General features: G+C 75.4%; 9 protein-coding genes. All 9 read right to left on the bottom strand.

Going from position 1 to position 13,503, the window contains the following annotated elements:
• Nucleotides 1-126 precede the first annotated feature (126 nt).
• The 9 genes from OG587_RS33100 to OG587_RS33060 all read right to left on the bottom strand — a co-directional run bounded on the left by OG587_RS33100 (nucleotide 127) and on the right by OG587_RS33060 (nucleotide 13,501).
• Nucleotides 127-843, bottom strand: a complete 717-nt coding sequence (locus tag OG587_RS33100; protein ID WP_329082301.1) for a hypothetical protein — start codon at nucleotides 841-843, stop codon at nucleotides 127-129.
• Nucleotides 834-2,180: a hypothetical protein gene (locus tag OG587_RS33095; RefSeq protein WP_329082299.1), complete on the bottom strand. Its 1,347-nt coding sequence runs from the start codon at nucleotides 2,178-2,180 to the stop codon at nucleotides 834-836. The genes OG587_RS33100 and OG587_RS33095 overlap by 10 nt, the downstream gene beginning before the upstream one ends.
• A 308-nt stretch (nucleotides 2,181-2,488) precedes the next feature.
• Nucleotides 2,489-3,343 carry an ATP-binding cassette domain-containing protein gene (locus tag OG587_RS33090; RefSeq protein WP_329082296.1) on the bottom strand — a complete coding sequence of 285 codons (855 nt, stop codon included), beginning with the start codon at nucleotides 3,341-3,343 and terminating at the stop codon, nucleotides 2,489-2,491.
• Nucleotides 3,340-4,152, bottom strand: a complete 813-nt coding sequence (locus tag OG587_RS33085; RefSeq protein WP_329082294.1) for a zf-HC2 domain-containing protein — start codon at nucleotides 4,150-4,152, stop codon at nucleotides 3,340-3,342. The genes OG587_RS33090 and OG587_RS33085 overlap by 4 nt, the downstream gene beginning before the upstream one ends.
• Nucleotides 4,153-4,186: 34 nt before the next feature.
• Nucleotides 4,187-4,768 carry an RNA polymerase sigma factor gene (locus tag OG587_RS33080; protein ID WP_329082293.1) on the bottom strand — a complete coding sequence of 194 codons (582 nt, stop codon included), beginning with the start codon at nucleotides 4,766-4,768 and terminating at the stop codon, nucleotides 4,187-4,189.
• Nucleotides 4,769-5,009: 241 nt separating this feature from the next.
• Nucleotides 5,010-6,884 carry a TRAFAC clade GTPase domain-containing protein gene (locus tag OG587_RS33075; RefSeq protein ID WP_329082291.1) on the bottom strand — a complete coding sequence of 625 codons (1,875 nt, stop codon included), beginning with the start codon at nucleotides 6,882-6,884 and terminating at the stop codon, nucleotides 5,010-5,012.
• 118 nt (nucleotides 6,885-7,002) lie between these two features.
• Nucleotides 7,003-9,618 carry a GAP1-N2 domain-containing protein gene (locus tag OG587_RS33070; RefSeq protein ID WP_329082289.1) on the bottom strand — a complete coding sequence of 872 codons (2,616 nt, stop codon included), beginning with the start codon at nucleotides 9,616-9,618 and terminating at the stop codon, nucleotides 7,003-7,005.
• Nucleotides 9,619-9,621: 3 nt separating this feature from the next.
• The gene (locus OG587_RS33065) at nucleotides 9,622-10,827 is read right to left on the bottom strand and encodes a TRAFAC clade GTPase domain-containing protein (protein ID WP_329082287.1); all 1,206 of its coding nucleotides are present in this window, start codon (nucleotides 10,825-10,827) and stop codon (nucleotides 9,622-9,624) included.
• A 10-nt stretch (nucleotides 10,828-10,837) separates the two neighbouring features.
• The gene (locus tag OG587_RS33060; protein WP_329082285.1) at nucleotides 10,838-13,501 is read right to left on the bottom strand and encodes a hypothetical protein; all 2,664 of its coding nucleotides are present in this window, start codon (nucleotides 13,499-13,501) and stop codon (nucleotides 10,838-10,840) included.
• Nucleotides 13,502-13,503: the final 2 nt, after the last annotated feature.

Here is a 13,503-nt window from a genome sequence, read left to right as displayed (position 1 = left end):
CCCCGATCCGGCGGCCCCGCCCATTCCCTCCCGGTCACAACCGTCCGGATCACGAACCCGTCCGAGGACGGGACGGCGGAGACGTCACGCCGCTCCGTCCGGGGACGGGCCGCCGGGACCATCCGGTCAGCGGACGTCCCGGTTCGCCGCCGCCAGCCACAGCAGCGGGAGCGGCGACATGACGAGCCAGAAGCGGTGCGCCTCGTACCAGTGGCCGTACCCGCACGTCGGCGGCCACAGCTGGAACCCCGGGGGCAGGAGCACGGTGGCCAGCACGAGCATGAGCTGGACCACGATGGCGGCGATGGCGGCCTGCCGCCCGGAGGTGAACCGGGCGGCGGTCGCCGCGGCGGCGAGCCCGACGCCCAGGCACACGACGGCCTCGACCAGCAGATCGGAGAGCGGGAACAGCTGACCCGTGGGAAGGCGGGAGACGACGACGGCGAAGGCGCCCAGCCAGACGGCCGTCGCGACGGCGCCGGCGAGCAGGCAGCGCAGCCCCTGCCGGACCCAGCGGGGCACGGGGGCCGGCCCCGCGTTGGCGGCCACCGGGTCGACCAGCGCGAACGCCGCCGCCCCGCCGAGCAGGGTGCCGCCGACCCGCATCAGGTTGAGCGCGGTACCGGCCGACAGCTCGTCTCCCACCTCGACCAGCGACACCAGGGCGGTGAGGAAAACGGTGACGGCCGCGAGCGGCGCCCAGTCGATCGCCCGCGCGAGCGGCCGGGCCAGGGCGAGAGCCGTGCGCACCCGCCGGGCCCCGGGCCCGCCGGAACTCGCCGGGGGAGTGCCGCTCCCGGGCGCCCGCCGCGTTCTCTCCCGCTCTCCGATCGTCAACGACATGGCGTGCCCTCCGGTTTCGAGATGGGGAACTCCCGGTCGAGGCCCAGCAGCGGCAGCGCTCGTTCGAGCGTGGTGGCGGGCCTCATGAGCGTGTCCCAGTGAGCCCGGACGCGTTCGCGCGCGCCGGGGGAGGCGAGGAGCCGCTTGGCGTAACCGACCTCGGCGTCGCCGTAGTCGATCGTGCTTCTCCTGCTCAGCCTGCTGTCGATCTGCAGTGACTGGGGTCGCGTGACCGGTGCCGTCTGCCCGATCAGCCAGAGCATCACCAGGGTGCGTGCCTGCCCGCGGGCGTCGCACATGGGGTGAAATCCCGCGACGTGCAGCGACAGGTCCTCGGCGAGTCGTTTTCGCTGGTCGGGATGCCCCCAGGACATGCTCGGCCGCACGGCGCGAGCCTCGATGTCCTCGTTGAAGAACCAGGACGAGGACATCTGCCGAACCTGTGGCACCAGATGCCTCCGCTCCGGCGGTACGGCCCGCACCACCGGCCCGATGGCCTCCTCCCACAGCGGGATCCACGGGACGTACTCGGGATAGGCGCAGTAGGTGATCCCGCCGCGCTCCTCACACCGGTGCGAGCGCGATCCGAGGAAGCGGTCCCGGAGGCGTGGATCGACATCGTCCCCGGCCGTCCAGGCGGAGCCGATCGCGGAGCCCTGCCGTACCGCCGCCGCCGTGACCCCCGTCGGCACCGCCACGGCGACGGCCGCGACCACCGCGACCAGGGGCGCCGGCCGGAGACCGTACCTCAGCGACGCGACCCCGCCGGCCAGGACGACCAGGGCCAGCACGTAGACCAGGTGCGTGCCCGAGGGCCGGTCGGGCCAGTCGGGCCAGTGGCGCTGCATCACCGGCAGCCACCAGCCCGCCGGCCCGTTGACCGGATTCTGGAAGATCAGGAATCCGAGCGCCGCGATGACCAGCGGCCCCGAGATCAGCCAGGGCAGCCACCGGCCCACCGCCACTCCCAGCGCGGCCGCGAACGCCGAGACGGCCACCGCGGTCAGCGGCTCGTACGGGTCCAGAGTCCCGGCCACGGGCCCCGACAGGAGACGGATGACGAGATAGAGGCCGAGCACCACTGCCGCCGACAGGCCGCCGACCAGCGGCGCCGCGAACAGTACGGCCCTCGTCCTGTGCTCCGCGCCGGCGGGCAGCCCGGCGAGACTCTCCGGCATGCCGTGCCGGCCGTCACGGGAGGTGGTGAGGTTCGCCACGAGCAACACGGCTCCGGCCAGGCAGGAGGCCATGCCCGTCGCGGCGATCGGATCGATGTTCAGGTCCGGCTGCTGGTCGCGGCTCAGGTACGTCTGCACCGCCAGGACGAGCGCCGCCACGGCCCACAGGATCGGGCTCCGTACCAGGCGGCGCGTCTCGAAGACGAAGAGCTCCCAGGACGTTCCGCGACGGAAGAGGACCGGTGTCCCGCGGTGGGGGAGGGTCGGTGTCCCGCGTCGGGGGAGGGGGCGGGTGGCCCCGTCGCCCGGAGTCCGATCTTCCCCGCGGTCCGTCGTACCGCGACCGGCGACGCGTCCGGCCGTGCTTTCGGTCGCGTGTCCGGCCATGCTTCCGGCCGTGCTTTCGGTCGCGTGTCCGGCCGTGCTTCCGGTCGCGCTTTCGGTCGCGCGTCCGGTCGTGTGCCCGGTCACGCCACCACCGCCCGCGCGCGGTCGCCGAGCAGGAGCAGGTAGCCGTCCTCGACCCCCGGCTCCGCCGGCACGCCGTCCTCCGGCCGGTCGCCGAGGGTGCGGTAGCGGCCGTCGGCCGTGCGCCAGAACAGCTGTGACCCGGCGGGAGGCCGCCCCGACAGCCACACCCTCCCCGCCGCCGTCGCGGCGAGCTCGCCGGGCGTCCCGTCGAAGACCACCCGGCCCTCGTCCACGGTCACCACCCGCTCGCACAACGCCGCGACGTCCTCGGTCTGGTGGGTGGACAGCAGCACGGTACGGCTCTCACCCACCTTCGACACCAGCGCCCTGAACCGCATCCGCTGCTCGGGGTCGAGGCCCACGGTCGGCTCGTCCAGGATCAGCACGGCCGGCTCGCCCAGCAGCGCCTGCGCGAACGCCAGGCGCTGGCGCATGCCGCCCGACAGCTTGCGCGCGCGAACCTTCGCCTGGTCCGACAGCCCCACCTCCGCCAGCACCCGCCGCACCTCACGGTGGCGCTCGCGCCGATCGGTCATCTCCTTCAGGATCGCCACGTAGTCGACCAGGTCGAACGCGGTGAAGTGCGGGTAGTAGCCGGGGTCCTGCGGCAGGTAACCGAGCCTGCGGCGTAGCGCCGTGCGCTGGAGCCGGTCCCCGGGATCGAGCCCGAGGACGTCGATGGTGCCCGAGTCGGGGGCGAGCGTGGTGGCCAGACAGCGCAGTAACGTCGTCTTGCCCGCCCCGTTCGGCCCGAGCAGGCCGGTGACGCCCGGTGTGACGGTCAGGTCGAGGCCGTCCAGGACACGGTTGCGGCCGTAGTGCTTGACCAGGCCTTTGACAATGATGCTCAACGAGACTCCCCCGGGTCGAGGCGGCCGCGCCGCCGGTAGACGAGTACGGCGAGAAGGGCGGCCACGCAGCCGTACAGGATCTGCGCGCCCGGCTGGAACGGGACCCGCCAGCTGCCCCCCGCCCCGGTCGCGGCGGCGACACCGGCCAGCCACAGCCCGCCCGCGGTGAGCGCGGCCATCGGTACGGGCAGCCGGGTGGACAGCGCCAGGCAGCCCGAGGTCGCCACGAGCGCGGGCAGCAGCCACGCGGCGCTGAGCCCCGGCGGGGCGGGCAGCAGCGGCGAGGCGAGACCGGCCAGCACGGACGCCACCGTGAGGACGGCGGTCGAGCGCACGAGCAGCAGGCGCGGCCCCGCCAGGGGGGTGGCGGCCAGCAGCTCGTGGACGGGGTCGACGCGCGGGCCGTAGGCGGCGGCGATACCGGCCAGAGGCAGCACCGGGGCGGCCACCAGGAAGAACGGCAGGGCGTCGGCCGTGTGCCTCGCCGCGAGCACGCCGAAGGCGAGCACGGCGAGTACGGCGACCGGCCACGCCCTGCCGAGCGCCGGCGTCACCGTCACCAGCCGCGCCACATGGCCGGGCAGGCCGGCGAGGCGCAGCAGCCGCTCGGCCGGACGCGGCCGGGGCAGGCCCGCCCGGTCCTCAAGACGCAGCCAGGAACTCTCAAGCCACTCCCGCTCGTACGGGACGGCCGCCCGGCACACCGGGCAGCCCCCCAGGTGGGCGTCGACCGACATGGCCCGTACCGGGTCCAGCTCTCCGGCCAGATAGCTGTCCAGCAGGTCGCCGGGGATGTGCCAGGTGCTCATCGGTCGCCCACCTCTCCGGGCTCGCGGCGCACGCTCATGCCAGGTCCTTTCGCAGACGCGCCCTCGCGCGCATCGCGCGGGTCTTGACGGTGCCCTCGGGGATACCGAGGAGTTGGGCGGCCTCCCTGACGGTGAGGCCGTCGAGCACGGTGGCCTGGATGACCGCGCGCAGCTCGGGCGTGAGCCTGCGGATCGCCGCGTCGAGGTCACCGTGCTCCACGCGGACCAGGACCAGGTCCTCGGCCGACTCGACGGTGCCGCGTGCCTCGTCGAGGTCGTGGCCCTGGCCGATCCAGCGCGCCCCGCGACCGCGCAGCACCGACACCAGCCTGCGCATCGCGATCGTCCAGAGCCACCCGGCGGCGTCGTCACCGACCGGGCTGAAGCGCGCGGCGGACCGCCAGACGGCCATGAAGGTGTCCTGGAGGGCGTCGTCGACCGCGTCGGGGTCGGCGCAGCGGCGTGCCAGGCGCGCACGCAGCCAGGGGGCGTGCCGCCGGTGCAGGATACGCAGCGCGGTCATGCTCTCGGCGGCGATCGCGGCGATCAGCTCGGCGTCACCGCTCTCGGTGGTGACGGGGGGAGGGTCCCGCCGCCACGGGGAGAAAAGACTCACATCTCATCTATCGCACGGCGCGTGAGAAAGGGTTCTCTCCCGATCGATCCCCGGCACCCGCCACCCCGGCCCCGTACGGGCCGAGGCGGCCCCTGCGCCGCCCGCCACCCCGGCTCCGCGCGGGCCCGCGCCGCCCGCTACCCGGAGGCAGGAGGGACGGTGCCGCGGTCGCGTCCTCCGCCGCCCCGCCAGGACCGAGCCGGTCACCCCGCCGGAGACATGACGGCGGTCGTGCCGTCCGCTACCCGGTCAGGGACAGGGCGGCCGTCACGTCGCCCGCGTTGATCCGCCACAGGGCGGCGGCCAGCAGGACGATCAGGCCGGCGGAGAGCAGGACCGTGGCGCCGAAGATCACGCGGCGGGCGAGGAGGTAGCTGAGCGGGAGCAGATCCGCGGGGCGGGACGACGGTGTCCAGGGCGTGCGCGGGTCACCGGCGACGAGGTCGCCCGCCCCCTGTTCACCCGCCCCCTGTTCACCCGCTCCCTGTTCACCCGCTCCCTGCTTTCCCGCTCCCTGTTCACCCGCCCTTTGTTCACCGGTGCCGCGCTCGCCGGTGCCGCGTTCGCCTGCCGCCGGGTCGGCGGCCGTGCCACGGGTACGGCCGCCGAGGGGCAGGCCCACCAGCCAGCCGATCAGCTCGGCGATCTCCTCGCCCCTGGGCGGCAGCCCCGAGGCGAAGTAGCGCAGCCCGGCCGAGCGCCGGGTCACCTCCCGTACGAGGTTGCCCATCCCCATCCGGGTCAGCCAGCCCGGCAGGTCGTCCTCGGCGCCGCGCCCGGCCGCGATCCCGCGCAGCAGGTCGGCCTTGGTGAGCACGACCGCGACCCGCCGCTGGCCGCCCCCGTCGGAGCGGGCGGCCAGTTCGGTGACGACCCGGCTGAAGGTGTCGGCCGGGTCCTCTCCGGAGAGCACCACGCCCCTGGCGGCCAGTTCCTCGCGCTCGGCGGCCAGCAGGTGGTCCTGCACCTCGGGCAGCGCGAACGGGTCGATGACCAGCAGCAGGGCCTCGCCGTGGGCGAGGTATCCCATCGCCTCCACCGTGGCGGCGCCCGTGTAGTGCTCGCCGGAGGGATCGAACAGGTAGAGGATCCGGTCGCCCTCCCGCCGCCGGGTCGCCGGGACGCTGACGTCCAGCATCACGGCCCGGGGCAGGTCGGTGCCGGTCTTGTCGACCCTGCCCGCCCGCAGCTGCTCGCGGAGGCGACGGAAGGACATCTCGTCGCCCTTGTCGGCGAACAGCGCGTGACCTCCCGCCGCGGTCACCGAGCCGTGCAGGGCGTTGACGGCCAGGGCCATGAAGGTGGTCTTGCCCGCGTCCGGGCCGCCGACGAACGGCAGGGGCTCCACCCTGACCCGGCCGATCCTGGCGGGCAGCGCGCGATCGCACCGCGGGCAGTGGGCCCGCAGCCGGAACCGGCCCAGCGCGATCGTCGTCGGCAGCCGGGTACCGCACCGGCACACGTGCCGGACGGCGCCGTTCAGGTCGGGGGTGAGCCTGCGGTGCCGCTCGCCGCAGGTGGGACAGGAATAGTGCGGCAGGGTGATCCGCTCGTAGCAACCCGGGTAGGGACAGGTCTGCAGGATCCGCCGGACTAGCGCGAGCACCTGTTCGAGCCCGCGCAGCACCGCCACGCACGCCAGCCAGGCCAGCATGCCCGCCAGCACGGTCACGCCGTGGACGGCGGCGAGCAGGACACCGACGGCGGCCAGCGGTACGGCGGCCAGCACCACGCCCCCGCAGATCGCCAGCCAGATCGGGAAGAGGAAGAAGCCCTGGACGTCACCCATCAGCTTGCGCGTGGTCGCGGAGACGACGGTGCCCGCGGTGTCGCCGATGGCGGGCAGCGCGGCACCGATGACGGCCCACCAGTCCCGCCAGACCTGCCGTACCAGGTAGTGCGGGTAGACCGGGTCGCCGTCCGGGCCGCCGGAGGGGAGCCTGACCGGAGAGGGGCCGGACACGGGGGCGGGCAGCAGGACCCGTCCCGCGTGCGTGAAGTACACGCCGACCGCGCCCAGCGTGGTGGCGGCCAGGGTCAGCGGGAGCAGGATGGTCGCCGCCATGACGCCCAGCCAGACGGCCACCACCCACAGCGCCACCACGAAGATCCACATCAGTGCCCGCCGGTCGTCCGCGCTTCCCCGGTGACCGGGGTGATCCTCCGCGACCCCGGAACGGGGTGATCCCTCGTGATCGAGGTGGTCCTCCGCGACCGGGCCGGCGCGGCGCGCATCAGCGCTCTCCCCGGCCGAAGAGCCGCCGCCTGGGCCCCGTCAGCTCCCGCAGCCCGGCCGCCAGCTCCGGGTCCCGTTTGAAACGGGCCTCCACCGACCCGAACAGCGACCAGTTGCGGACATGGGAACGCGCCCACTCGTCGAGGGTCGCGATCACCACCCCGTCGCTCCGCAGCCGGATCGCGATCTCCAGCAGGGCGAGCTGCTCGTCACGGTCGATCCTCGCGGCCAGCCACGCGGACACCAGCCACCGCCGCGTCCGCTCCGAGGTCCGCTTCATCACGGTCGTACGGAAGCGCGGGTCGCGTCCGGCCAGTGCCCCCGCGGCCGTCCTGCGTGCCAGCGGGGCCAGGTTCCTGTCGCCCTCGCGGGTCAGCTCGGTCAGCTGGTCGACGGCGCGGGCCGCCTCGGCGGGGGTGGGCGCGCCGGCCAGCCGCGACGCGATGAGCGCGGTCTCCGCGTCGTCCACCGGGTAGCCGCCGGACATGCTCCGCCTGACCTGCTCGGCCAGCCCCTCCACCTCGGGTCCCTTCAGCCCGGCCCGATGGAAGACGCGCGCGGGCAGGTCGAGAAGGTGGGTGGAGACGTTCATCGCGTCGCCCAGCGTCCGCAGCAGCAGCGTGCACTCGGCGGCGTCCGGCGGGTCCCGCCAGATGGCGGCCAGGACGGCGTCGCGCCCCCCGTCCGTATCCCCGCTAGCCTCCCCGGCCGTCTCCTTGATCGCCTTCCCTGTCGCCTTCCCTGCGGCCTCGGCCGTCCCTCCGCTCGGCTCCCCGGCCTTTTCCCCGCCCGCCGCCCCGCGCCCTGATGCCTCTCCGTCCGTATCCCCGCTCGCCTTCTCGCCCGCCGCCTCGCGTCCGCCCGTCTCTCCGTCCGCCTTCCCCTCCGGTTCCTCGCCCGGCGCGGGCCACGCGAGCCGTACCAGCGCGATCGTCGCCTCGACCCGGCCGAGCCTGCCGGACTCGACGAGCCACCGGAGCACCTCGGCCCCGGTACGCGGGGCGGCGGGCCAGTCGCGGACGGCGAGCAGCGCACACACCTCGGGGGTCAGCAGCCTCGACCTGATCCTGGAGGAGGTGCCCTCCAGTCCGGTCACCGCGCCGGCCAGCACCGTTTCACGCAGACCGTGCGGGACCCGTCCCACCGCCTCCGCGAGCCCCTCGCCGCCCGCCCTCACCAGCTCGGCGACCGTCCGCTCGACATCCGTCGCGTCCACCGGCACCCCGGCGGCGTCGGCGTTCCTGACCACCCCGGCCAGCGCCGCGAGGTCGCGGGCCGCGCCGAGCGCCGCCGCGGCCTCGGGGGCGAGCGCCCTCGCGTCCCGTACGGTCAGCGGCCGGGCGGGTGGTGGCAGGGAGGGGTCGCGCATGGCCAGCGCGGCACAGCGGACGGCGCACGGCGCGACGGCCTCCGGGGGACCCGCCGCGCACACCGCCGCGGCCAGCTCGTGACCCATCAGACCGGCCGCCCGCCCCAGGCCGGCCCAGACCCAGCCGGGTACCGTCGCCCGTCCCGCCGGCGACCGTCCCGGCGAAGACGGCCGCTCCGTCGGCAGCCGTTCCGCTGCCGGAGGCCTCGCCGATGGCCGTTCCATCGACGGCTGTCCCGTTGACGGTCGTTCCGGGGAGGGGGAAGCGGCCTGGATCAGCCCGGCGACGGCCGACTGCTCGGCGGCCGAGACCGAGCCGTCTCCCCGGCACAGGGCCAGCAGGGCCGCCACCGTCTCCGGGTCCTCGTCACCGAACTCGCCGAGCGCGTCGATGCCGTCCAGGTCCATCCGGCGCCAGAAACCGACGACCGTCCCGGCGAACCTGCCGGTCTCGGCCTCGGGCGGCGCCTCGTCCAGCTCCACCACCGTCGCGTCGATGTCGGAGGGGAGCCAGACGTCGGGGGTGGTGCCGACGATCATCTGGGGGGCCGAGGCGGGGTCGGCGCTGTAGGTGAGGAAGGACAGTCTCGCCGAGGCCGTCCACGGCAGCGAGTAGGAGATCACCGCGATCCAGCGCACCACGTCCTCGACGTCGCCGGTGACGAGTACCAGCCGCCCGTGCCCCCGGGTCAGTGCCCCGTGCACGGTCCGCAGCAGGAGCGCGAGCCGCCGGTAGGCGTCCTCGCCGCCGGAGGCCAGCCAGGCGCCCAGCGACTCGGGGTCCACCGAGGTGCCCGGGGTCAGCTCGGCCAGCTCGGGCAGCTCGGTGCCGGGCGCGGCGGGCGCGTCCGACCACAGGGGCGCCCGCCAGAACTCCACCGGCCGCAGGCCCACGAGGTCGTCCTCGCTCAGCACGACGGCGTGGCCGAGGAAGTTGCCGTACCGGCCCGAGTAGTCGCGGCCCAGGTAGACGCAGCGCGCCAGCACCGCCCCGCGGCCGGGCTCCCGGCCGGGCCCGTGGTCGAGCCCGTGGTCGAGCGGGGTGTAGCCGAGCGCGGCGGGCATCGCGAGGATCTGCCCCCGGCTCGGCGACAGCGGCGCCCCCGGCGGCGGCCGGTACGTCAGGTGACGTGCCACCGCGCCCGCGAGCCCGTCGGGCAGGCCGGGGCTCTGGGCGACGAACTGGAACCCGGCGCGGCCGGTGGGACCCGACTCCGCCGACGTGTAGTGCAGCTGCCAGACCACGCCCTACCTCCGCACGCCGTCGAGCATCTTGAACCTGTACAGCAGCCACAGCAGCGGGTCCTCCACCCGGTACGGCCGGATGCCGCCCGCACCGACGGCGTCCGCCTCCGGTACGGCGCCCAGCGCCGACAGCCCGAAGAACGCGTGGTCGGTGTAGTTCTGGCGCAGGTAGCGGTCCACCATCCCGGCCTGCCACTCGTCCATCAGCGCGCGGACCTGCTCGTCCACGGCCTCCCTGTCGTCCAGGTCGAGGGCGCCCAGCGGGGTCCTGGCCCGGTGCAGCACCGACTGCCTCTCCAGCGCCGGCCTGAGCGCGTCTATCTTGCTGAGCGCGACGGCCACCGGGATCCGCAGGCGCCCGCCGTCCCGGCGGCGCAGCAGCTCCGTCACCCGGCCGATGACGTTGACCGGGTCGCTGTCGGGGTCGTCCTCCAGGGAACCGCTCCGGGCGAGCGCCGTGCCGCTCAGCGCCGCCCTGGCCCCCGGCAGCTCCAGCGGGTCCACCAGGAAGATCACCGCGTCGGCCGCCGCCAGGTAGCGCAGGTGCAGCTCGGCGACGTCCCTGCTGCGCAGGTCCTCGCCCGCGGTGTCGAACAGCACCAGGGTCAGCGACTCCGTACGGCTGCGGATCCGCCCCCTGACCGTACGGGTCAGCAGGTAGACCAGCGGGTCGCGCCGCAGGTCGGTCACGGCGGGCCGGGTGGCGCTCAGCAGCCGCCGCTCCCCGTACAGCGGGCGGGCGAAGTCCTGCCGGTAGCGTTCGATGGTGCGGTCGTCGCAGGGGACCAGCGAGGCGTCCAGCTCGGCGCCCACCCGGTTCATCAGCTCGTGCAGCAGGACCGCGATGTAGGTGCTCTTGCCCGACCCCTTCGCGCCGACCAGGGCGACGATCTTCCCGGGGTTGGTGCAGTACTCGGCGGGCAGCCGGCTGTGGCACTCGGGGCAGGCGCGCCACCCCGTCTCCCGCCCGCAGTCGGGGCAGCGGGCCCGCCGCCCGGGGCGCCGGACCGAGAACACCGGCGGCAGCGACGGCGCGGCGCCTCCCCGGTGTCGGCCGAGGACCTCGTCGGCCCGGGGATCGCAGCCCGTGCCGTGCCCCGCCCTCCCCGCGCAGCGGAAGGCGACGCGGTCGCGCGCCACCCGGGTGAAGCAGTACGGGCACGTGATCAATGTCTGCCTCGGTCTCATCCTGCGGACTGCGGACTTCATCCTGCCGATTTCATCCCGACTTCATCCGGCGGACCGGAGGGTCGACCAGCTCCACGTCGCCCTCCGCGAAACACCTCAGCCAGTACGGTCCCGCCTGCCTGGGCAGCGGGACCGTGAAGCGGGCGGGGGGCGTCACCTCCGTCCACTCGGCGAGCACCCTGCCCTGCTCCGGCGAGCGCGGCTGATTGGGGCCCGGCCTGAGCACCAGGGTCAGCCGGGCCACCCGCACCGGCCGGGGAGAACTCACCTCGACCACCAGGGAGCGCCTCCACGGCGGGCCCCGGGTGAGCAGGTCGTAGCCGACGGGCACGACGGCCTCCAGGGACACCGTCGCCGCCGGGCCGCACACCCGCCGGCCCCGCACCACGGTGGCCGGGGCCACCTCCACCGTCACCGGATCGCCCTCGGGCGCGTCGAGCCGCACGCCGCCCTGGGCGCGGTACGAGGCCGCGCTGACCGGCAGTGACCGTCCCGACCACCGCACCTCGACCTCCGGGACCTCGGCGGGCCAGTCGAACCCGACGAGGATCGAGGTTCCGCGCCGCTGCGCGACCAGTCCCAGGGGCGGCGCGAGGGTGAGGTGCTCGCGGTGTGCCCCGACGGTCGCCACGTCGCCCGCCACCGTGAGGGCCACCAGCACCCCGGAGCCGTGGGCCGGGCGGACCAGCCACCCGCCCCCGACCGGGGTGCCGGACAGGGTCCTGCCCGCCCGTCCCACCTCGTCCAGGGACAGCGTGGTCCCGTACGGCCAGGGCGGCGCCGTTTCCAGCGACAGGAACTCGACCCTGCCCGACGGGGGGTCGGCGCAGCGCACCACCAGCCGCCCCGGCGCCGACGGGTCGGGCTCCACGCCGAACTCCGCGACCGGCTCGGGGCGGGCGTGCGGGGTGACGGCCACGCGCACGCCGGGGGTGGCCGTCGTCCTCTCGCCGGGGCCGGGGTAGACGGCGCCGACCACGTACACGTGATCGGTCCCGTTGGTCACCTCACGGTCCCGGAACCCGGACCCCTCCACCCGCACCGGCCGCCCGTCGCGCGTGACCACCACGCGCAGCGCCTCGCGGGGGGTGACCCACCGGCCGGTCACCACGCCGTCCCCGGCGACCAGCCGCACCTCGCGCGGCTCGGGCCGCACCACCACCGGCGCCGCGGCCACCGGCGCGGCGCGGGCCGCACCGCGACGCGCGACCACCGCGTACGTCACCGGGACGTTCACCGGGGGAGCGGCGTCCCTCGCGCTCGTCCCGCCGGTCGTGTCCGGCGGAACATCACCGATCGCGTTCGGCGGGACGCCACCGGTCGCGTTCGGCGGGAGGCCGTCCGCCGTGCCCGGCGGGACGTCACCCGCCCCCGGACCCGTCCCCGGCGGCGCGGCGCCACCCGTCTCCGGGAGCGGGACGCCGTCGCGCAGCACCTCGTAGGAGATCTCGCCCGCCCGCGACGCCGAAGGCCGCCAGGTGACCGTCACGGCGCCGTCGCGCGTCTCGGCGCGCGGCTCCCGCGCCGGGTGCGGGGCCAGCCGCGCGAGCAGGTCGGCCGCCCCCGGCAGGTCGGGCACCCTGCGCAGGGCGTCCTGCACCGCGATCCACGCCCTGTCCGGGTCGCCGGAGGCCAGTGCCAGGTCGCGCAGCCGGACGGCCTCGGCCAGCCGGGCGCGGATCTCGACGGCCAGCTCGGCGGCCTCGCCGGTCAGGCCGTCCAGCGCCTCGGCGAGGTCGGAGGCGGCCTGCACCTCCCCGGCGTCGACGAGCTCGCGCAGCCGGGCCGCGGGACCGCCCGCCGCCCCGCCCTCGTGGCGCACCGCGAAGACCAGCCGCCGGGCGTCGGCCTGGTCGAGGTCCAGCTCCTCGACGGCGTGGCGCAGCAGAGTGTCGTCGTACGGGTGCTCGCGGACCCGCTCGCGCAGCCGGGCCACGATGTCGTAGCGGATCAGCTCGGCGGGGTCGGGGGTGTTGCGCAGCGCGGTCAGCACCGTACCGGCGCCGGTCGTCCACGGGCCGCGCGTCCTGCGCCCCCACTCCGCCTCCACCCGGTCGATCCGGCCGGGTAGGGAGGGCGCCCCCGGCACGGAGACGGCGCCCAGCACCCGCATCCCCCGGCACGGCTCCCCGAAGACGAACTCGGCCAGGTGGCGCCTGCCGAGGGTGTCGAGGGCCTCGCGGGCCTTGGCGTACCCGGAGTACGGGGGCGCCTCGGGGAGACGGTCGGGTTCGGTCACCTCGATGCCCAGCTCGGCGGCGAGCCGTTCGGCGTCGCGCGCCCCGGACCCGGCGGACCTGGCGATGGAGAGCACGATCTCGGGGGGCAGCATCCGCAGCCGCCCGGCGGCGTCGTCGAGCCTGCGCCGCAGGCTCGCCAGCCGCTCGCCCGTGCGCTCGCCCGCCCTGCGCAGCTCGGCGCGGAGCGGCCCGAGGTCGCCCTCCGCCGCGGCGGCGAAGATCGGGGCGTATCCCGCGTGGTCGGCCTCCAGGCGGTCGACCAGGCGGCGGAACCTCAGCATCTGCCGCTGCCGGCGCCAGCACTGGCGGACCTGCCTGACCGCCGAGGTCACCTCGGCGCCGCTCATCGAGTCGCGCAGCTGGTAGCGCAGGCGAAGATCCTCGGGGGGCGTGCCGCCCGCCTGCCTGGCCGGGTCGAGCACCTCCCGGACGTAGCGCTCCTCGTCGAAGGGCATCG

The organism is Streptosporangium sp. NBC_01469 (assembly GCF_036227305.1).
Taxonomy (GTDB): domain Bacteria; phylum Actinomycetota; class Actinomycetes; order Streptosporangiales; family Streptosporangiaceae; genus Streptosporangium.
This window is presented reverse-complemented; position numbering and strand designations above follow the sequence as displayed.